This window comes from Geodermatophilus sp. SYSU D00710 (assembly GCF_054050195.1).
This window is the reverse complement of record NZ_JBJGYX010000116.1, coordinates 1-3,372: the sequence shown is the minus strand read 5'-3', so window position 1 is coordinate 3,372 and position 3,372 is coordinate 1. Positions and strand designations below refer to the sequence as shown.

Annotated in this window: 1 rRNA gene; it reads left to right on the top strand. The window is 60.4% G+C overall.

Annotated elements, in window-relative coordinates:
- The first annotated feature begins 179 nt into the window (after window positions 1-179).
- Window positions 180-3,318 (top strand): 23S ribosomal RNA (locus tag ACI78U_RS24820).
- The last annotated feature ends 54 nt before the right edge of the window (window positions 3,319-3,372 follow it).

Below are 3,372 nucleotides of genomic sequence, written 5' to 3'. Positions count from 1 at the left end.
GCCGGCGGGCCGGGGACCGGTGGGGTCGGATCGGCGGGTGGGCTGGTTGGTCGTTGAGAACTGCACAGTGGACGCGAGCATCTTTGATTTCTGTGTGCCGCGGGATCCGTCGTCTGGCTCCGGTCAGCCGGTGGATGGTCGTGGTGCGCGCAGTTTGCGTGTGAGTTGGTGGTGAGTGTGGCCAAGTTGGTAAGGGCACACGGTGGATGCCTGGGCACCAGGAGCCGATGAAGGACGTGGGAGGCTGCGAGAAGCCTCGGGGAGCTGCCAACCGAGCGTTGATCCGAGGATGTCCGAATGGGGAAACCCCGCACCAGTCATGTGGTGTGACCCGCGCCTGAACACATAGGGCGTGTGGAGGGAACGTGGGGAAGTGAAACATCTCAGTACCCACAGGAAGAGAAAACAACCGTGATTCCGTGAGTAGTGGCGAGCGAAAGCGGAAGAGGCTAAACCGTTTCCATGTGATACCCGGCAGGGGTTGTGGAGGCGGGGTCGTGGGACCGCTCGGGCACGTCTGCCGGCGTGCCGAGGAGTGAGAAAGACCGGTCGTTAGTGGAAGGCCTCTGGAAGGGGTCGCCGTAGAGGGTGAGAGCCCCGTACACGAAAACGCCGGTCCTCCTGCAGCGTGTTCCCAAGTAGCACCGAGCCCGTGAAATTCGGTGTGAATCCGGCGGGACCACCCGCTAAGCCTGAATACTCCCTGGTGACCGATAGCGGACGAGTACCGTGAGGGAAAGGTGAAAAGTACCCCGGGAGGGGAGTGAAATAGTACCTGAAACCGTGTGCCTACAAGCCGTCAGAGCTCCGAATGTCCACGCCTCGTGCGTGGCGGGGTGATGGCGTGCCTTTTGAAGAATGAGCCTGCGAGTTAGTGATACGTGGCGAGGTTAACCCGTGGGGGGTAGCCGTAGCGAAAGCGAGTCCGAACAGGGCGTGCCAGTCGCGTGTCCTAGACCCGAAGCCGGGTGATCTACCCATGGCCAGGTTGAAGCGCGGGTAAGACCGCGTGGAGGACCGAACCCACCAGGGTTGAAAACCTGGGGGATGAGCTGTGGGTAGGGGTGAAAGGCCAATCAAACCCGGTGATAGCTGGTTCTCCCCGAAATGCATTTAGGTGCAGCGTCGCGTGTTTCTTGCCGGAGGTAGAGCACTGGATGGCCGATGGGCCCCACAAGGTTACTGACGTCAACCAAACTCCGAATGCCGGTAAGTGAGAGCGCGGCAGTGAGACTGCGGGCGATAAGGTTCGTAGTCGAGAGGGAAACAGCCCAGATCATCGGCTAAGGCCCCTAAGCGTGTGCTAAGTGGAAAAGGATGTGGGATCGCAGAGACAACCAGGAGGTTGGCTTAGAAGCAGCCATCCTTGAAAGAGTGCGTAATAGCTCACTGGTCAAGTGGTTCCGCGCCGACAATGTAGCGGGGCTCAAGCACACCGCCGAAGCCGTGGCACTCCGCCGTGCAGCCCGCCGGTTCTCTTCGGAGGGCCGGCCAGGTGGCGGGGTGGGTAGGGGAGCGTCGTGTGGCGGGAGAAGCGGCGGCGGAAGCCAGCCGTGGACGCCATGCGAGTGAGAATGCAGGCATGAGTAGCGAGAGGGGAGTGAGAACCTCCCCCGCCGGAAGACCAAGGGTTCCTGGGCCAGGCTAATCCGCCCAGGGTGAGTCGGGACCTAAGGCGAGGCCGACAGGCGTAGTCGATGGACAACGGGTTGATATTCCCGTACCCGCGAAGGAGCGTCCCTGCCGAGGCCAGCGATGCTGACCCACCGAAACCGCTGTTCTTCTTTCGAGGAGAACGGTGGGAGTAGCTGGGGACCCGACCTGGTAGTAGGCAAGCGATGGGGTGACGCAGGAAGGTAGTCGGTGCCGGTGAGTGGTAGGACCGGTGCAAGGGTGTGGCCCGCGCCGTAGGCAAATCCGCGGCGCACGCAGGGTGAGGCCTGACGCATAGCCGAATGAGGCGAATCCGATGATCCTATGCTGCCGAGAAAAGCCTCTAGCGAGTTCCGAGCGGCCCGTACCCCAAACCAACTCAGGTGGTCAGGTAGAGAATACCGAGGCGATCGAGCGAACTGTGGTTAAGGAACTCGGCAAAATGCCCCCGTAACTTCGGGAGAAGGGGGACCCTCGCTCGTCAACATCCTCGCGGTGGGCAGCGGGAGGGGGTCGCAGAGACCAGTGAGAAGCGACTGTTTACTAAAAACACAGGTCCGTGCGAAGTCGTAAGACGAGGTATACGGACTGACGCCTGCCCGGTGCTGGAACGTTAAGGGGACGGGTTAGCCGCAAGGCGAAGCTCAGAACTCAAGCGCCAGTAAACGGCGGTGGTAACTATAACCATCCTAAGGTAGCGAAATTCCTTGTCGGGTAAGTTCCGACCTGCACGAATGGCGTAACGACTTCTCAGCTGTCTCAACCACAGGCTCGGCGAAATTGCACTACGAGTAAAGATGCTCGTTACGCGCGGCAGGACGGAAAGACCCCGGGACCTTCACTACAGCTTGATATTGGTGTTCGGTTCGGCTTGTGTAGGATAGGTGGGAGACGGAGAAGCCGGCACGCCAGTGTCGGTGGAGTCGCCGTTGAAATACCACTCTGGTCGAATTGGATGTCTAACCTGGGTCCGTGATCCGGATCAGGAACAGTGTCAGGTGGGTAGTTTAACTGGGGCGGTTGCCTCCCAAAGAGTAACGGAGGCGCCCAAAGGTTCCCTCAGCCTGGTTGGCAATCAGGTGTCGAGTGCAAGTGCACAAGGGAGCTTGACTGTGAGACCGACGGGTCGAGCAGGAGCGAAAGCTGGGACTAGTGACCCGGCACCGGCAGGTGGAAGCGGTGTCGCTCAACGGATAAAAGGTACCCCGGGGATAACAGGCTGATCTTCCCCAAGAGTCCATATCGACGGGATGGTTTGGCACCTCGATGTCGGCTCGTCGCATCCTGGGGCTGGAGTAGGTCCCAAGGGTTGGGCTGTTCGCCCATTAAAGCGGTACGCGAGCTGGGTTTAGAACGTCGTGAGACAGTTCGGTCCCTATCCGCCGTGCGCGTAAGAGACTTGCGAAGAGCTGTCCCTAGTACGAGAGGACCGGGACGGACGAACCTCTGGTGTGCCAGTTGTACCGCCAGGTGCACGGCTGGTTGGCTACGTTCGGCAGGGATAACCGCTGAAAGCATCTAAGCGGGAAGCTCGCTTCAAGATGAGGTCTCTCACCCAGTTCATGGGGTAAGGCCCCCGCCCAGACCAGCGGGTTGATAGGCCGGAAGTGGACGCACCGCGAGGTGTGGAGCTGACCGGTACTAACAGGCCGAGGACTTGACCACACTCCCAGCCCAGCCCACACGCCGGCTGCGTACGTCGAAGATGGTCTTCACACA